This is a genomic window from Desulfatiglans sp. (genome assembly GCA_012513605.1).
Lineage (GTDB): Bacteria > Desulfobacterota > DSM-4660 > Desulfatiglandales > HGW-15 > JAAZBV01.
Genome location: JAAZBV010000038.1, coordinates 1 through 15,513, shown reverse-complemented (window position 1 = coordinate 15,513; position 15,513 = coordinate 1). Strand labels below are relative to the sequence as shown.

Sequence of the window (15,513 nt, the reverse complement as noted above, 5' to 3'; positions counted from 1 at the left end):
AGCCAGGCATTTATGAACCTCTTTACAAATGCAAGGGATGCAATGCCTAATGGCGGTGACCTTACAGTAAAGGCAAAAAAGATAAATAACAAGGTTGTGACATATGTAATTGATACAGGGCATGGTATTGAAGAGGAGGTCATTGACAAGATATTTGATCCCTTTTTCACATTAAAGGAGGTAGGTGCCGGCACAGGCTTGGGGTTATCGACAACACATGGTATTGTTGAGCAGCATAAGGGCACAATAACTGTCACCTCAAAGGCAGGCAAGGGCACCTCATTCAAGATCATCCTCCCTGTTTCAAAGGGTAAACTTGAGAGAATCCAGGAGATAAAGGAGAAGCCTGTAAGGGGTTCAGGACAGAAGATACTTATTGTTGATGATGAAGAGTCTGTGCTTGACTCCATGTCAAACCTGGTGAAGCAGCTGGGGTATCAGGCAAAGGCAATAAGCAGGTCAACAGAGGCAATATCTGCATATAAAGAGTGGGCGCCTGATCTGGTCCTTATTGACAGAAATATGCCCGAGATGGATGGCGCACATTGCATCGCAAACCTGCTAAAGATTGATCCATCTGCAAAAATAATCATTATCTCAGGGTATGAGAGCGAAGGCCCTAACGGTATTGATGATGAAGTAAGGCAGGCAATTAAGGGCTATCTAATAAAGCCCTGCGGAGCCACTGCTTTAAGCAGTATGGTTTTCCAGGCCCTCGCAAACTGACAGGGGATATGCAAAGAGGAAAAAAATGATTTCTGACATCAATGTTGTGCTATTAGAATCAGAACACCCGGATCATGCAAAGGATATAGAGGCCAAACTGAACAGCGCACTGGTAAGGTCATGCGTTTCCATTGATCACAATTCAGGCATTGACCACCTGAATAGCCTTAAGCCTGATGTGGTTATAATTGACCCCTCGCTGGATGCGGACTCCTCATTAAAGGCAATACAGAAGATCAAGATACTGAATCCTGTTACACCAGTATTAACCTCATCAGAGGAGTGCCTTCCGGCTGGTGAATGCTTTGCACCATTTGAAGGTGTTCATTATCTCACGCCTGGCGCTGAACAGAAAATCCTTGAAAATAAAGTGGATGAGGCCCTTGTCTACAGCAAAGAACATGCCCACATGCCTGATACAACCTTTATAATCGGTAAGAGCAAAGGGATCGTGGATGTAAGAAGAAAGATCAGGAGGGTGGCAGAAAAGGATATCACTGTGCTTGTAACAGGTGAAACAGGGACCGGTAAGGAGCTGGTTGCCCGCTCTATACATTTTCATTCACCTAGAAAGATGGGGCCGCTTGTAAAGGTTGACTGTACATCATTGCCTGATGAACTTCTTGAAAGCGAAATATTCGGATTTCAGAAGGGGGCATTTACAGATGCATACAAGGATAAACCAGGCCGCCTTGAGATGGCAAATGGAGGCACCCTTTTTGTTGATGAAATAGGGGATATTTCATTTTCATTGCAGGTCAAATTTTTACAGGTGTTTGAAGAGAAGGAGTTCTCAAGATTAGGGTCTACAGATCAGAAGGTTGTAGATACAAGGGTGGTTGCTGCAACAAACGCTGATCTGTGGAAAAAGGTGCAGAATGGCACATTCAGGAATGACCTCTTCTACCGCCTCAACATCATGCAGATCAGGGTGCCGCCCTTAAGGGAAAGAAGGGATGATATCCCTCTGCTCATACATTTTTTCCTTAATAAATACTGTTTTGAATATAAAAAGAAGATCAGTGATTTACCTGAAAGGGTTCTTGATTTTCTGGTATCATACAACTGGCCCGGCAATATCAGGGAGCTTGAGAATATCATGCGCAGGGCCATTGCTGTATCAGACTGGAGCTTTATCTTTCAGGAGCTTGATCAGTCCAATATGGATACAAGCTTAAAGCCTGACCCTGTAAATAGCATTGAACTTGATGATAATGACTCTGAACACATCAGGCAACTCAAGCTATTCAAGGAGCAGGAGTATTCCTTAAGAAAAATCAGTAAGGCCTATGTGTCTGAAAAGGAGCATGAGGCCATTCTGGATATCCTTAATAAAACCAGGTGGAACAGGACAAAGGCCGCAGAAATCCTGGGTGTGAGTTATAAAACACTCATAAACCGGATGCAGGAATTTGGGATAAAGCAGTGAACAGAAGACAACAGCTACCTAATTTATCATAACGCTTTTCTGTAATTTTTTTCATGTATATCGATTACTGGACTCATATTGTTGGCCGGGCTGACATGCTTGCTCAGAGGGCACTTGGCGGGGCAGAGCTGGAAAATGGATGCCAGAGATATACGGATAAGGCGGTCAAGCATGCACAAGCGTGGGAAAAATGGCAGTGCAGAAAATAATGGCGGAAATTCGGGAAGCCATGATATGCGGGATATCATAGTAATTAACAGCGCTGACCTTGCCCGCTCCTACCATACCTTCAGAATTCCAACACTGAACTGGATATTCACTTCCCTTAACCGCCTTAAAATGCTACGCCTCAGATGCGATTAACCCTTTTTTTAAAGAATACTGGGGTTTCTCTTTCCATGAAGTACAGCCAAGACAATAATCTTCTCTGCTTCAATAAAATATATAATTTTCTAATGGAATCTTTTTATGAGGTGCTTTCTCGTTACTTTGTATTCAATAGGGTGAACTTCTGGCCTTCTGTTAATAAAGTTTATTCCCGCATCAACCTGTAAAAGGAAGTCATAGCCTGATTCCGCCCTTTCATCTTCGTACCAGCAAAAGGCTTCTTCGGCCTCAGACATTATAATGACTGTATATTTCATTGCTCTTTCACTAACCTTTTATAAACATCTCCCCATGGGGAACCTGATTCGCGGTTTTTATGACAGGCTTCTAATCTTTCATCAATGATCTTTTTATCATTTTCGGTTAATTCTATTGGCTCCGGTTCAGAGATTATCGTGTCCCATATATCCTCAACAAGTTGTATTCTCTCAGGTATTGATAATGCAAGGGCGTCTGTAGCAGTTATCTGTTTCATTGTATTTACCAACTTTTTTTATGATTAATTTATCAGATTTATGACTACAATCTAAATTGAAATTTTCAGACCTATAAATCCTTATAAAATACCCCTTTAAAATACCATCCTGATTCTGCATCAGCATTTACCAAATCCTGCCTTCCCCCTGATAGCCTATACACTAAATCCTGACAGCCTGCATTAATAATCTTGAACTCTGAATTTTGAATTTAGGAATCCCATATTTCAATCTGCCATCAATTCATAATAGCCTTATTCCCAGACTGGAATATTTCATCTCAACAGATGATGCCCCATGAAAAAAAGCCTACAGCAATCTTTCAACTGCTGCTTGAAGATGATAGATAATTGATTTATGGACAGGTAGGTAAGTTTGGCCAAATTTAAAGTTGAAAACTAAATATGGCCGATCTTTATTTATGCAGCCGGTTCATTTTGAATATTTACATGATATATTTTTAACACGTCGGGAGCACCACGTGCAAATATCTTAGACACATGCACCTTTTCTAACATAGCGCTTTTTTATAATTTTTAAGAATGGTTTGGTCTCTGGTTAATAGATAATTATTATCTATAGCGGCATTTGCTACGATAACCCTGTCAAACGGGTCTCTTGTCCAGTTCAGGGTCATTGATCTGTTGATGATACTATTAAAATTTTTATCGCAGATTTTAAGTCCAATACTGTTTGATAAACCTGCAATAATATCATTGACAGGTGAAGTTATTCGATTGATTTCAAGCAGGTATTGCAGTTCAAGACGTATTATAGGGGATATCAATATCTCGTTCTCATTTAATAGTACATTTGCCCGTGAACTGAGCTTTTCAATCTGACCGGCAAAAAGCCATACCACGATATGGGTATCAAGGTATATCAAGGTTGACCTCCTTTTCCCAACTGATATCTACAAGATCATCAGGGTTTCCTACTATTACATCCGGCCTTGATGTTAAATTAGCCAATTTATTGGCTTTTTCCACAGGAACTATTCTTAATAATTTACCGCCCTTATTAATCTCGATAGGGAGGCCACTATTTAGCACCTCATCCAGTAGCTTATAAATATTGCTTCTTAGTTCTGTTGGGCTTACAGTTTTCATGATAACCTCCAGATAATACGTACATAATCTATTTTACACACGTACATTCTAAAAGGTTATCGGTATTCCGTCAAGCAATATGAATAAAATCCCTATTTAAACATCTCTTCAGTAATATCATCCTGGTTCTGCTGCATGGTATACAGGTACGCGTAAAAGCCGTTCTTTGCTAATAGTTCTGTATATGTCCCCTCTTCAATAATCCTGCGGTTATGTATTACTATAATCCTGTCCGCATTCTTTATGGTTGAAAGGCGGTGGGCGATCGTTAAACAGGTGCGCCCCTTCATGAGGGTTGCAAGTGCCTCCTGTATATGGGCCTCAATAAGGCTGTCTATACTGCTTGTCGCCTCATCAAGTATAAGTATTCTTGGATCCCTTAAGATCGCCCTTGTTATACCTAAAAGCTGCCTTTCACCCTGTGAGAGGTTAAGCCCCCTTTCTGTAAGTACGGTATCATAACCCTTAGGCAGCCTGCTTATAAAATGGCTGGCATTGGCAAGCCTTGCCGCCTCAAACATATCTTCATCAGTGGAATCAGGCCTTCCATAGAGCAGGTTTTCTCTTATTGTGGTGGCAAAAAAGAATGGCTCCTGAAGCACAACCCCAAGGGATGACCTTAAAGAGCCTATTTCCATATCGCGAAGATCTGTATTGTTTATGGTGATAGCCCCGCTCTTTACATCATAGAACCTGCCAAGAAGGTTAATGAGTGTGGTCTTCCCTGCGCCTGTGGGCCCTACTATTGCTATGGCGCTTCCGTGAGGCACAGTAAGGTTTATATCCTCAAGCACAGGCTTACCTTCCACATAGGAAAAAGATACATCTTTAAAAACTATATCCCCCTCGCTGAATGGGACAGACTCAGGCTTTTCAACTATGGCAGGTTTTGTATCCAGTATCTCAAAGACCCTTTCTGCCCCTGCAAGTGCAGACTGTATAACATTATAGATTGCTGTGATCTGCTGTATAGGCCAGAGGAAATTCCTTGAGTACATTATAAAGCTGGTAAGCAGTCCTATGGAGAAGACCGTGCTGTTTTTTAATACAAGATACCCGCCAATACCAACAAGCAGGGCAAGTATTAATGTGGTTATGAGCTGCATTACAGGCATAAAGATATGGGAAATCATCTCTGCAATGGTGCCCGCATCCCTTGCCTCAATGCTCACCCTTTCAAAATCCTCTATCTCCCTTTTCTCCATACCGAATGTCTTTATAACCTTTACACCTGATATGGATTCTTCAACCTTGCTGTTCAGGTCTGCTATCTTTTGCTGGTTTACCCTGAATGCCTTTCTTACCCTGATCCCTATTGTTGCGGCAACAAAGGCCATTACAGGAACGGTCGCAACAACAACAATCGTGAGCCTGATATTGAGCATAAGCATGGCCGCGAGCGTCATGATCACGCTTAAAAGACCCCTCAGACCTTCACTGAACACATTGTTAACGCCCTGTTCAATGGCCTCAATATCATTGGTAAGGCGTGACATGATCTCTCCCACATCCTCCATGTCAAAGTATGACATGGAGAGCCCCTGGATGTGGTTGAATGCATCCTGCCGCATCCTGAATATGATATTGTTAGATGCCCGGATAAGGACTATCCTTGTGAATGCCTCTGTGATCCATGCCCCGGCATATATTATAATGAGGATAATCACCTGCCTCAAAAAGAGCGTAAGATTGGGCGCCCTTTCCAGGTATTCTGTTATTGCCCTGCCAAGCACAGCCGGGCCTGCCACACCTAAAAATACGCTTACAAATATGATTATGGCGGAAATAACCAGTAAAAACCTCTGTGTCCCGAAATAGGCAATGAGTCTTTTAAATGCGCCTTTTACATCTTTTGCTGATTCTATTACACCCGGCCTTGGGCCAGGGCCAGCAGCAGGGGGTCTTTTCTTTTTTATATTAGTCTTTTCTTCCATTCAACCGGCTCCTCAACTCACCTACTGTATATATTCATTCTGCGTCTCAGCGATCTTTCTGTAGATATCATTGCTGACAAGAAGTTCTTCATGTGTGCCTTTTCCTGTTATCCTGCCCTTATCCATTACAATGATCCAGTCGCTTTCCTTAATGGTCTTTATCTTCTGACTTATAATAATAACAGTGGCCCCCTTAAGCTCATCATAAATACCGCGTGTGACCTTTCTTTCTGTATCAAGATCAAGGGATGAGGTGACATCATCGAGTATGATTATCTTAGGGTCAGCAGCAATGGTCCTTGCGATTGCCACCCTCTGACGCTGCCCGCCTGAGAGCCCGGCGCCCCTTTCACCTATGCCAGTATCCCACCCCTTTTCCGATATAAACGAAATGGCCTGGGCTATACCTGCGGCCCTTTCGGCAACTACCTGATCTCCATCAGGTCTGCCATAAAGGATATTCTCCATGATACCGCCTGAAAAAAGTACTGGGTCCTGAAGGACAATGCCTATCTTTTTCCTCAATTCCGAAGGGTCATATTTTTTAACATCAACACCATCAATAAGTATTTCCCCATGCCTCGGGTCATAGAGCCTGGGAATGAGCCCTGCCAGACTTGATTTACCGCTCCCTGTACCGCCAATGATGCCCACCTTTTCCCCCGGTGCGATCCGGATATTGATATCAATAAGTGCATCCTCGCCTTCACCATACCCGAAGGAGACCCCGTTAAACTCAATGCCGCCTCTTATATTATCAGCAGGGAAAGGGGCATCAGGGGTATCAATGCCGGGGAGCTCCTGCATGAGTTTAAATATCCTTTCTGCTGATGCGCTCGCCATTGAGATAAAATTCAGGACCATGCCAAGCATGACCAGGGGGAAGATAGACATCATTGCGTAGTTGTTGAATGCGGTCAACTGCCCCAGTGTAAAGCCTGATGCTGCGGCCAGGTGGTTCCTGATAATCTCGGCCCCTCCTATCCACAGTATAAGGGTGACTGACATATTCCCCAGAAAGAGCATAAAGGGCATGAATGTCGCAAAGAGATAGCCTATTTTAAGGGTTATCAGAAATATATCACGGTTTTTAACGCTGAACTTATCCTTCTCCAATACCTGCCTGTTAAATGCCCTTACCACCTTTGCCCCTGCAAGGTTTTCCTGAAGTGTGTTATTCAGCTCATCCAGTTTTACCCTCATCTTCATGAAAAGGGGGCGCATAATGCTTACAAAGACCAGAGACAGTACGAGGGTCCCGCCCATAATAATGGACATGATTGTGGCAAGCCTCACATCTGTAATAAACATGAAGAGAATACTGCTGAATATTGTCACAACTGACTGGACGATCATAAAGAGGCCCATCCTGATAAACATACGTACAGTGTTGACATCGGAATTAAGCCTTACCATCAGCTCGCCTGTGCGCCATTTATCAAAATTAATAAATGAAAAGGAGACAATTTTGCGGAAGAGGTCGCCCCTTATCTCATGGCTTAAACCCTGTCCGGCCTTTATGAGCGAAAACCCGCTAAAAAGGTTTGCCGCATTACCAATAAGCCCTGTAATAAGTATCCCTGCTGCCCCATAGATAATATTTTTTGCTACCCCTGCACCTATGCCCTGATCAATAACCCACTCAATAAGCTTTGGCTGTATCATGGTGAAGATTACTGACATGATTAGAAACAGCATGGAGATAACCATGTGACGGGTGTAATTCTTCAGGTAAGATAAAAGTTTAAAGAGGTATATCATTATGAACCATCCATTATTTTGAATAAAAAAGGCATATGCCGATAATTAAGCGGGGGTCAATATAGCAGAAATAAAAATAATTCACCATATATGTGATGCATTATTTAACTGCTTCAGAAATCCATACATTCAACGTCATTCCCTGAAGACGGGAATCCATTTGTTTTTCGCAGGGGAGGTGTTAGTCTTGTTCCCACGGTCCGCCGTGGGAACATCCTGATTTGACGCTCTGCGTCTTATTGCTAAAAATGTTGGCTTCTGTTTGTAAGTTGATATCAGATTTTGATCCTTCGGCGCTTACCGCAGATTTTTATGCAGCTCCATAGAAAGGTAACAGCCCACTTGAAGTAACTTTCACAGATACTTCATCGGGTGAAATCTATGGTTGGGAGTGGGATTTTGGAGATATGTCAACAAGTATTGAACAGAACCCAATCCATACTTATGTCAATAAAGGGAGATATACAGTGAACCTTACAGTAACAGGATCAGGTGAAAACGATATTGTTACCAAAACAGGCTACATTAATGTCAGTGCTAAGGGTGTCCTTGAATGGCTCCCAATATTGCTTGATTAACAGCCGTTTGTATCAGGTTATATATAAATTTCTTTTTAACTGTTTGCCCTGAAATATATTCATGAATATATTCCTGGGTCTGTGGTATGGCACATCCTTTATTGGTGTGAAAACCGTTGTAAGCCCTTGAGTGCGGCCGGGCATGGTCGTGTATAATCCAGCGGGTATCTCTGTGATGAATAATTTATTAGGCTTATCAACGGACGTTACCTATGCAGACCATCTTCCAGGTATCAGCGTACCGCAGTGGATACACTTGCCCTTTGTAATATCTATTTTACCGATTGTATACCCTGTCCGCTCAATCAATAATTTACCGCAGTTATGGCAGTAGGTGTTGTTCCCTTCATGGGCCGGGACATTACCGAGGTAAACATAGTGCAGCCCCTCTTTTCTTGCCAGGTTCCTGAACTCCTCAAGCTGTGAGACAGGGGTAGGTGGGAGCCTGTTAAGCCTGTAATTGGGAAAGAACCTTGAAAAATGGAGCGGGTAATCAGCCCCCAGCTCCTTAAGTATCCATCCACACATCCTCTTGATCATGTCAGGGTCATCAATATAGGTGGGCACCACAAGGGTAGTTATCTCAAACCAGACATTATTTTCCTTAAGCCTCTTAAGGGTGTTTAAGACAGGGGCAAGGGTGCCGCCGTTTAAAACCATATAGATGTTATTATCAAAGGATTTCAGGTTTATATTTGCCCCGTCAATGAAAGGGGCGAGTTCAATCAGCGGTTTATCATTTATATAGCCGTTTGAAACAAGGATGCTCTTTATCCCTGCATCTCTTGCAAGCCTGGCTGTGTCAAACATATATTCATAATAGGTGATTGCCTCTGAATAGGTAAATGCTATGGATGGCGCCTGCTTCTTTTTTGCCGATGCAACAACTTCCTTTGGGAAGAGTTCACCATGAGTAACATCCTCGGGCCTCTTCTGGGAGATCTCCCAGTTCTGGCAGTTGAGGCACCTTAGGTTGCAGCCGGTAGCAGCTATGGAAAATACAGAAGAGCCAGGGTGAAAATGGTTAAGGGGCTTTTTTTCAATCGGGTCCACATGAATAGAGCATGGGTTCCCATAGGCAAGCGAATATAATTTACCTCCAATATTTACCCTTGACCTGCAAACACTCCGGTCACCGGGCTTAAGATAACAGCGGTTGGGGCACAGGAGGCAGATTGTGTCCCTGCCCTTTTTTTCATAGTATTTTGCCTCAATCGACCATTTCCATGGTTTATCAGGGGCATCACCCCTGAATAGGGTTCCCCTGATGCTTTTAGCTTTCTTGGCCCCCTGTTCTGCTCCATTTGAGAAGGTGCTGTCAAAAAAGAAGAGGGTGGCCCCTGTGCATAAGCAGGCTCTCCTGATAAATTCCTTTCTTGTATAGAGTTTTTTCATGGCAGACCTTTTTAAAATATTATATCTTTTTACTGAAAAGCAGTGACATGCTGCTGATTATCTTTAGGGATATCACTACTATTATTGTTGCATGTATCCCTGCAAGGGGCACAAGAAAGGCGCCAGCAAAGAGCGTCCCAAGCGCCGCACCGGCAAGGTCTGCCGCTATACACCCTGCAACAGGGCTCATTTTTTCGCCTATTATACCAGCGGCAACAGGAAACTGGAACCCGCAGAAGAATGAAATGAGGATGGAGTAGAGTATGAACCATGCCTGGTGCAGGTCTGTTTTGAAAAAATTTACCCATATAAAAAGACATATCAGCAGGGCAAGGATAAAAAATTCAGAGATGACAAGTTCGGAGCGTTTTTTCTGTGTAAATATTGTCCCTGCAATAGCCCCGGGCAGGAGCCCGAACAGGAAGGCGGTCACAATTATCCCCACCTTGAGATATACATACCCGTAAATGATCTGGAAGCAGTATATAACAAGCATCTCAGCAGACATGGCGGCAATGCCTGATGAAAAGAGGATAAATTCCTCTTTTTTCATAAAAATAATATAAGCTAGCCCAATAAGCCCTGTTACAAAGAGAAAGAGGCCCGGGGATGAGTTCTGTTTTGAAAACCATTCCTTATATGCGATATTCAGAAGCCTTGGTTCATAATCGGTATTCATGTACTCTTTAGAGTCAATGCTGCCCCTGACCTGGTTTATACGGTCATTAGTCACATTCCCATAATAATAATATTGTATGTATTCAGTATCTATTGATCTTTTTCTAAGCAAGGAAGGGATGTCATAATTGAGTGTCCGCTCGCTGCTGATGAAGAATGTCTCACCACCCGGTATTATTATTACATTTTTATAGTACTGGGTTAAGGTGTTAAATATTGATGATAACTTTTTCTTTATTATTTCACTTATATAGTTTTCATAGGAATTTACACTGAATGAAAGTATGCCGTTTTGCTTGAGTTTTTCCCTTGTAAGCCTGAAGAACTCAGCAGTGTAAAACCGGTTCATCTGAAAGGTGTCAGGGTCGGGCAGATCAATGATGATTGCATCGTATCTCTTTCGGGTTTGCTTGAGCCAGGCCCTGCCATCCATGCTTATTATATTAAGCCCTGGCCGGTCGTTTATCAGCCCTTCAGCCTTGGCCATATCTATGAGCGCTGGGTCCAGTTCTACATAGTCGATGTTCTTCGGGTGGTATTTTGACAGCTCAGAGAGGGTTTCACCTATACCCCCTGATATGAGCAGGATATCCTCTATATCGTTATCAAGCTGGATCAAGGGGTAATGTACCTTTTCTTCACTCCCCTTTATATCGCCGGTTGAATAGAGCGGTGCCCCTGATTCCCAGAAGGTGTGCTGGGCGGCCTCTTTTGTTATTACAAGCCTTCCTATAGGGGTCTCTTTGTATTTCAGAATATCCCCATACTGCCCTGTGAGTGTTGACCTTTCAAAATCCTGATTAAGCGCATAGATATAGAATGTGGCTATTATCATGAGCGAAACAACAGCCAGATGGTTTTTCTTATACCTGATGAACATACACAGGGATATGAGTATAAGGATACCCGATGTGATAGCAATGGTCTTAAACGGGTTAAACCGGTAGACCAGTATAAAACTGAATATAACGCCCCCCAGTATGTCACCGATGTTATCTGTAATATAAAGCTCCCCTGATGTGAAATCGTGATAATTTGCCTTAATGAGCTCAAGGGAACAGGGGAGTATGTACCCTGTCAGGATGGCATATGGTGCTGTGGTTATGCCCACATACAGAAGGATCTGATAAAACCCGGCAGATGTCCCGTGGAGCATGAGGATGTCCCTGAGGTGTCTTATGATTATTAGTTGCGGAAATGGCCAGATCGCTATAAAGAGGATAAGCAGTGAATAGAGGGATATGCCTGTTACCTTGAATTGCCTGCATAAAAGACTGCCTGCCCCGTTAAATAAGAGCCAGACAAAGAGCACAAGGGCAATGGTAATCTCGTTACCGTGAAACTGGGTGATAAATTCACGGATAGTAACAAGCTGGGTGGTTACAGAGGATATCCCTGTCCCGATTATAGACCATACTATCAGATTTTTGTTTACTCTCATCAGTCTTTATGCCAGTTGCAGGTTTTATGTGAAATTAAAACTAGTGCCCCTCCTCAAATGCCTGGACCTGATATCTATATATAGTAAGCCCACCCTTTTTCCATTCGTTTACGCTTAAACCGGCCTTCATACAGAGGTGACCTAAAAACTCTTCTTTTTCAGGTAATTGATCCCATACCTGCGGTAGAAATGTGGCGCTCTGATATCCCTTTTCTATGATAAGACCATCAACGCCCGGCTTAAGTTTTTTTAACAGATCATCTGTATCGTTGTATTTTAAAGGTGCTGGCGCTGTAAGTATACTGATCTCCACCTTCAGCATATCCCACTCCTCCTTTGAAAGGGGCGGAAAACGGGGGTCTTTAAATGCGGCATTAATGGCGTTTTCCCTTATGCCATCGATCAGAGATTCCTGTGGGATAATATGGCCTATGCAGCCCCGGAGATTGCCGTTTATGGTAAGTGTTACAAAGGTGCCACGTCTTTCAAGGTATTTTTCATTATCATTCTTTTTTTCAGGCGTAATATCGTGGCTAAAGAGCTTTGCTTCAATGATTTTTCGTGCCACTGATAGTAGATATTCGCCCTCTTCTTTTGTAAATTTACTCTTTTCTTCCATGTTTATCACCTCCTGTTTTATATTCGGACTGACCTTGCCCTGGTCGGGAGCCTGTCCCATTGCATGACATAATGAGCCTGTCCATAAAAGGGCCGGACCGGAAATGAGAAATGTAAAAAAGCCGATGGCAGGCAGAACCTGTATTGTTTTTTTAATTTTTTTATATATCTTCATATGGAGACGCCCCTGAAATAAAACTATATTATTATAATATAGTTGTCAAAATTATAAACCTGTTGTGAAGGATTCTTGCCGATATAAGGAGCTGAAATGGAAAGTATGAAGAGTAAAAAACTGAGGGCAGATAAGATCTATGCCAAACTTGACCCCATCTACACAATGGAAAAGACCGCACTTAATTACCGGACACCATTCCAGCTTCTTGTCGCCACGATCCTATCTGCCCAGTGTACTGATAAACAGGTAAACAAGGTTACCCCCGCTCTTTTTAAAAAATATAAAACACCCCAGGAATTTTTAAATGCGCCGATAGAGGATATTGAAGAGGCCATAAGATCCACAGGCTTTTACAGGAACAAGGCAAAGAACATAAAGGGCTGTTGCGAGGGGCTTGTTAACATGTACGGGGGCAACATCCCACGCACAATTGACGAGATGATCAAACTCCCGGGTGTTGGAAGAAAGACCGCAAACTGCGTACTGGGTGCGACCTATGGTGTGCCCGGTGTGGTGGTTGACACCCATGTTAAAAGGCTTGCCATGCGTATGGGATTAACAGGGAGTGATAATCCGGACAAGATAGAGGAGGATATACAGAAGATAGTGCCTGAAGATAGGTGGAGACGTTTTTCAGATATCCTCATATACCACGGCAGGGCAGTATGCAGCGCGAGGAAACCGGAACACAATAAATGTGCAATAGCTGATCTATGCCCTTCAGCAAAAGAATAATCACAGAGAGGTCAATCTCTGAAACCGGGAAGGCGTGGTCAGATTTAAGGGTAAAAAAAAGGCATCTTGCCTAGCTTATGCAAGATGCCCTTTTTAAAGGAGATCGGGTTACATCTTCTTTACATTCTTTGCAACAGGACCTCTTGCGCCATCTTCCACCTCGAAGATGACCTGCTGACCCTCTTCGAGGGTCTTGAAACCGTCCATTTCAATTGATGAATAATGGACGAAAATGTCCTGTCCGGTCTTTTCCTGTGCGATAAAACCGTACCCTTTTTTGTCACTAAACCATTTTACTGTCCCTTCTGCCAAAGCTTAGACCTCCATTTAAAAAATTGTTACATTTTTGCTCAAAATCTTCAGGTCGCTAACCCGGCAAAAGAGTTTTACCGAATAAAACCGACCCGCGATAAGAGCCGGGCCACAAACATAGCCATATTATAGGTCATAGAGTTAATAGTTTGTCAAGTAAAAATAATGTGCAGGGATATATGCTATTTTCGATAAACATATACTGAAGTAATAAAATTATACTTAACTTTATATAACTTTATGGTTCGGTATATAGGGAATGGTTTTATTCAATAATCTCTGTATCAGGTTCCTCTACCTCTTCAACCGGTTTATTATTAATGATGATTTCACCATACATCACATCTATCTCTTCCGCTGAGTCAAGCAGGATGGTAACAGACTCCTTTAGAATATTATTGCGTATGACCTTTCCGCTTCCCTTTTCTGTCTGGATATTTTTGCCGATCTTGGGGGTATTTTTTGAGGCCTTGTTATAAAAGTCATACTCATAGGAGAGGCAGCACATCAATCTCCCACACATGCCCGAGATCTTTGTCGGATTAAGTGACAGGCTCTGTTTCTTTGCCATTTTTATTGAAACAGGGTCAAATTTATTTAAAAAGGCGGAGCAGCATAACTCCCTTCCGCACCCGCCAAGACCGCCAACCATCTTTGCCTGATGGCGTACCCCTATCTGGCGCATCTCTATCCTGGTATGGAATTTCTGAACAAGGTCCTTTACAAGCTCCCTGAAATCCACCCTCCCTTCGGCAGAAAAGTAAACAACTACCTTGCTCCCATCAAACAACTGCTCCGCAGTGACAAGGGACATGGGTAGATCCCTCTCCTGTATCTTCTGATAGCAGAATGAAAAGACCTCCTTCTCTATTCCCCTGTTTTTTTCATCCGTCTTTATATCTTCATCTGAAGCAACCCGCTGAACAGACTTGAGTTCGCGGGCAGGTTCACCCTCTTCCTGCTGCCTGGGTTCTGTTGCCACAAAACCAAGTGCATTTCCTTGTTCTGTATTAACGATTACCCTGTCACCCTTTTTAAGGACAAAGTGACCCGAGTCAAAGTCATATATCTTGCCATTTGGCCTAAGCCTGATACCCACAATTTTTCTCATATGATCCTGATGCCCCTGTGCATAGATTTCAACTGTTAAGCGTTTTAAGTTCAAGCAGCATTTTTTCCATAAGAAGCCCTGAGTTTGGATTTCTGATGAGATCCCTCTGGCAATCCTCTAACAGAAAAAAACTTTCAATCAGTTTGTCTGCATCATGTTTTGCTGCGAGCCCTGTAATCCTATCCCTGTAATCCCTGTTTTCAATCATATCATAATTGCCCCTGACCGTGGCCAGCAGCATATCCCGCAGGCAAGTCTTCCAGATACCTATTACCCCGTATATATCAATACCAGACTGATCCTCCTGGCTCTTCTTTGAGTATTTTTTACCATATTCAAAGGCCAGCTCCACAGCCTGCTTTCCTGACATATCCTTGAGACTGAGAAGAAGTTCTATCAGCTCTTTACGCGTCTCAAGAAACCCCTCTCCACATATCTCTATGGCTTTTCCCAGGCTTCCGTCAGCGATCCCTGCTGCAAGATATGCGGTATTAATATCCTGATTATGATGCGCCACAAGATATTCTTTAATTATATCCCGATCCAGGGGATTAAAGGGTACCCTCTGGCACCTTGAGACAATTGTAGGAAGTAGGTCGCGGGGGTCAACAACCTTTAAAACGATTATGTTACCAGAAGGCGGTT

The 15,513-nt window shown here is 42.9% G+C and carries 17 protein-coding genes; 5 read left to right on the top strand and 12 right to left on the bottom strand.

Translation table 11 applies throughout. The features are described 5' to 3' along the window. From GX654_05440 to GX654_05430, 3 genes are all read left to right on the top strand, one after another. On the top strand, positions 1 to 726 hold a 726-nt coding region (locus GX654_05440; protein ID NLD36297.1), incomplete at its 5' end, for a response regulator. A 25-nt stretch (positions 727 to 751) separates the two neighbouring features. After that, on the top strand, positions 752 to 2,155 hold the full coding sequence (locus tag GX654_05435; protein NLD36296.1) for a sigma-54-dependent Fis family transcriptional regulator: 1,404 nt from the start codon (positions 752 to 754) through the stop codon (positions 2,153 to 2,155). A 135-nt stretch (positions 2,156 to 2,290) separates the two neighbouring features. Then, positions 2,291 to 2,518 carry a hypothetical protein gene (locus tag GX654_05430; protein NLD36295.1) on the top strand — a complete coding sequence of 76 codons (228 nt, stop codon included), beginning with the start codon at positions 2,291 to 2,293 and terminating at the stop codon, positions 2,516 to 2,518. 89 nt (positions 2,519 to 2,607) lie between these two features. Here the strand turns inward: GX654_05430 and GX654_05425 are convergent, their stop codons facing one another. The 6 genes from GX654_05425 to GX654_05400 form a co-directional block, all read right to left on the bottom strand. After that, positions 2,608 to 2,799: a type II toxin-antitoxin system RelE/ParE family toxin gene (locus tag GX654_05425; protein NLD36294.1), complete on the bottom strand. Its 192-nt coding sequence runs from the start codon at positions 2,797 to 2,799 to the stop codon at positions 2,608 to 2,610. Continuing rightward, positions 2,796 to 3,017 (bottom strand): addiction module protein, encoded by a 222-nt coding sequence (locus GX654_05420; protein NLD36293.1) that lies wholly within the window; start codon positions 3,015 to 3,017, stop codon positions 2,796 to 2,798. Before GX654_05420 ends, GX654_05425 begins: the two co-directional genes overlap by 4 nt. Positions 3,018 to 3,529: 512 nt before the next feature. Continuing rightward, positions 3,530 to 3,904, bottom strand: a complete 375-nt coding sequence (locus GX654_05415) for a type II toxin-antitoxin system VapC family toxin (protein ID NLD36292.1) — start codon at positions 3,902 to 3,904, stop codon at positions 3,530 to 3,532. Next, on the bottom strand, positions 3,891 to 4,127 hold the full coding sequence (locus GX654_05410) for a type II toxin-antitoxin system Phd/YefM family antitoxin (GenBank protein NLD36291.1): 237 nt from the start codon (positions 4,125 to 4,127) through the stop codon (positions 3,891 to 3,893). Before GX654_05410 ends, GX654_05415 begins: the two co-directional genes overlap by 14 nt. Positions 4,128 to 4,219: 92 nt before the next feature. Next, entirely contained in the window at positions 4,220 to 6,061 is a 1,842-nt protein-coding gene (locus GX654_05405; GenBank protein ID NLD36290.1) for an ABC transporter ATP-binding protein, read from the bottom strand. Between the two features lie 21 nt (positions 6,062 to 6,082). Next, positions 6,083 to 7,822, bottom strand: coding sequence for an ABC transporter ATP-binding protein (locus GX654_05400; protein NLD36289.1), 1,740 nt, complete (start codon positions 7,820 to 7,822; stop codon positions 6,083 to 6,085). A gap of 377 nt (positions 7,823 to 8,199) precedes the next feature. On the opposite strand from GX654_05400, the gene GX654_05395 reads away from it, so the two are divergent. After that, positions 8,200 to 8,400, top strand: coding sequence for a PKD domain-containing protein (locus GX654_05395; protein NLD36288.1), 201 nt, complete (start codon positions 8,200 to 8,202; stop codon positions 8,398 to 8,400). Positions 8,401 to 8,610: 210 nt separating this feature from the next. On the opposite strand, the gene amrS is transcribed toward GX654_05395, so the two are convergent. From amrS to amrA, 3 genes are read right to left on the bottom strand one after another with little or no spacing between them, the layout of a single operon-like run. Then, positions 8,611 to 9,795, bottom strand: a complete 1,185-nt coding sequence (amrS, locus tag GX654_05390) for an AmmeMemoRadiSam system radical SAM enzyme (GenBank protein NLD36287.1) — start codon at positions 9,793 to 9,795, stop codon at positions 8,611 to 8,613. Positions 9,796 to 9,814: 19 nt separating this feature from the next. Then, positions 9,815 to 11,914, bottom strand: a complete 2,100-nt coding sequence (locus GX654_05385) for a fused MFS/spermidine synthase (GenBank protein ID NLD36286.1) — start codon at positions 11,912 to 11,914, stop codon at positions 9,815 to 9,817. Positions 11,915 to 11,954: 40 nt separating this feature from the next. Further along, positions 11,955 to 12,533 (bottom strand): AmmeMemoRadiSam system protein A, encoded by a 579-nt coding sequence (amrA, locus tag GX654_05380; protein ID NLD36285.1) that lies wholly within the window; start codon positions 12,531 to 12,533, stop codon positions 11,955 to 11,957. A 279-nt stretch (positions 12,534 to 12,812) separates the two neighbouring features. Here amrA and nth point away from each other — a divergent pair, with 279 nt between their 5' ends. Continuing rightward, positions 12,813 to 13,445 carry an endonuclease III gene (gene nth / locus GX654_05375; protein ID NLD36284.1) on the top strand — a complete coding sequence of 211 codons (633 nt, stop codon included), beginning with the start codon at positions 12,813 to 12,815 and terminating at the stop codon, positions 13,443 to 13,445. Between the two features lie 108 nt (positions 13,446 to 13,553). Here nth and GX654_05370 read toward each other — a convergent pair whose 3' ends face one another. From GX654_05370 to GX654_05360, 3 genes are all read right to left on the bottom strand, one after another. Continuing rightward, positions 13,554 to 13,757: a cold-shock protein gene (locus GX654_05370; GenBank protein ID NLD36283.1), complete on the bottom strand. Its 204-nt coding sequence runs from the start codon at positions 13,755 to 13,757 to the stop codon at positions 13,554 to 13,556. 265 nt (positions 13,758 to 14,022) lie between these two features. Further along, positions 14,023 to 14,868, bottom strand: coding sequence for a stage 0 sporulation family protein (locus GX654_05365; GenBank protein NLD36282.1), 846 nt, complete (start codon positions 14,866 to 14,868; stop codon positions 14,023 to 14,025). Between the two features lie 28 nt (positions 14,869 to 14,896). After that, positions 14,897 to 15,513: hypothetical protein (locus tag GX654_05360; protein ID NLD36281.1), on the bottom strand; the 617-nt coding region annotated here is incomplete at its 5' end.